Below are 1,956 nucleotides of genomic sequence, written 5' to 3' on the forward strand. Positions count from 1 at the left end.
GGATAAGGCAATAAAAAAACGTAAAAAGGGGACAGGGAATAGAATGAATGAAGTACTAGAACTAAAAGAAGAACTACTACAAATTAAAAATAATAATTATGCTGTACCAGAAGACGTAGATGCATATCCATATGCGCAGTGGATGCTAGATTATATCGGATCACCTGATGCTGAATTACGTGATGATTTAATTTATAGTACGCTTCACACATGGATTACAAATGATGTATTTAGACAAAAAGAGTTAAGAGGATTAATGTTACAAGCAATTAGTCCTGATTATTTATTTTATAAAATTGGTGAAAAGGGAACAGACTCTGTATTTAAACGTGCATTCTCCGTATTAATTCCACCGCTTATTTTATCTGTTCATGAAAGAGAACCGTTGTTATCCGAAGAACAACTGTACAGTGTAGCAGAACAAGTGCTGGAATATGTATATTTAGAAGAAGATGTAAGAGGTTACGTAGAAGGAAAAGGCTGGGCACACTCTACTGCACATGCAGCAGATGCGCTTGATGCGTTAGCACGTACAATACAAAATCGTGAATTTTCGTATGCGATTCTTGCAGCTGTTCGTCAAAAGGTTCGATTAAGTGATTACGTATATGTACACTTTGAAGATGAGAGATTAGTAAAGCCAATTATGTCTTTACGTAACCAAAATCTTTTAACTGAAGAAGAGTGGAGCAACTGGTTACATAGTATAGCAACTGTTGAAGACATCCGACATCCGCAGCATGCTATTTTAGTACAAAATATTAGAACTTTCCTAAGAAGTTTTTATTTCAGAGCTTTAGAGACAGAAGGTAGTACAGCCTTTACAGATGATATATTGGAGACTTTGAAGGGGTTGCGTAGGTATTAAAAATTCGTTTTTCTAACAGAAAATTACATAAAACCAACACCTCCCAACCATACTAATAAAATGTTTTGGAGGTGAGTTTAATGGACAAAAAAGACTTTGAAAAAGTATATAATGATTATTTACATCAAGGGGAAGAGCAAGCTCAATTTGAAATAGCTCAGGAAGTTACTTCAGGAGCAGAACAAATTGTTGCTGTTCGTAAAAATGATGAAGGTGATTTGATTGCTTTTAAAACAAGTAGCGGGAGAGAGTTAGATTATATGACTGCTCTTAGTGAAGCAAAATCAGGGAAGTTAGCTCATGTGGACGTATTTCATAAGTATGGCAGAGATATTATACGTAGTGAACCTGATGGAATAAAAGAAAATAACTTAGATAATTTACCTTCATTTTAAAGGGTAAACCTCAAGAAGAGAATGTTCATTACAATATTCTCTTCTTTGTTTTGCGAAGTTTTCCTTGCAAATAGACGATTCATTTTTAAAGTGCGATCATACTTTTAAAGAGCTCTCTAAATTTCTCTTTATCTTCTGCTGTAAATGGTTTCGGTCCCTTTGTACGTTTACCACTTTTTCGAACCATTGCACTTAAATATCGTGTTTGTAACAATTGTTCGATGTTATCATTCGTATACTTATAGCCTTTATGGTGTAGAACGATACAGCCTTTTGCTAAAGCGAGCGAAGCAAGACCGTAATCTTGTGTTACGATTAAATCTTCTTTTTTTGCTAACTGCATAATTCGGTAATCTGCAGCATCTGCTCCGGAATCAACATATATTGTTTCCACACCTTTTGGTTGCTGAGCATTAGAATAATGAGAAAAGCTAGTAACGAGGGTTACAGGAATTTCTGCATTCGTAGCCTCTAAAATAATCACATCTTTTACAGGACAAGCATCTGCATCAACATAAATTTTCATTTTTATCACTCCTATAACTAGGTTCGTGTTGATGATAATGGTAGATTTAGGTTTTGTCAAACAAGTAATATCTTCCGCAATTTAATACATATGTATTTGTATAAAATGAACGAATATTTCGAACTAAATAACGAATATACTATAGATTTTAATAAGTGGTTATATGT

General features: G+C 34.1%; 3 protein-coding genes. 2 read left to right on the forward strand and 1 reads right to left on the reverse strand.

The window, feature by feature from the left end; genetic code table 11:
* The first annotated feature begins 43 nt into the window (after positions 1-43).
* Positions 44-868, forward strand: a complete 825-nt coding sequence (locus tag ABWK52_RS26840; RefSeq protein ID WP_001006688.1) for a DUF2785 domain-containing protein — start codon at positions 44-46, stop codon at positions 866-868.
* 80 nt (positions 869-948) lie between these two features.
* Positions 949-1,263, forward strand: a complete 315-nt coding sequence (locus tag ABWK52_RS26845) for a DUF3892 domain-containing protein (RefSeq protein ID WP_000358163.1) — start codon at positions 949-951, stop codon at positions 1,261-1,263.
* Positions 1,264-1,348: 85 nt separating this feature from the next.
* On the opposite strand, the gene ABWK52_RS26850 is transcribed toward ABWK52_RS26845, so the two are convergent.
* A complete protein-coding gene (locus tag ABWK52_RS26850; RefSeq protein ID WP_076538532.1) occupies positions 1,349-1,789 on the reverse strand; it encodes a YaiI/YqxD family protein in 441 nt (146 codons plus the stop codon).
* Positions 1,790-1,956: the final 167 nt, after the last annotated feature.

The sequence above is a fragment of the Bacillus sp. AP50 genome (genome assembly GCF_040492675.1).
GTDB classification, from domain to species: domain Bacteria; phylum Bacillota; class Bacilli; order Bacillales; family Bacillaceae_G; genus Bacillus_A; species Bacillus_A cereus.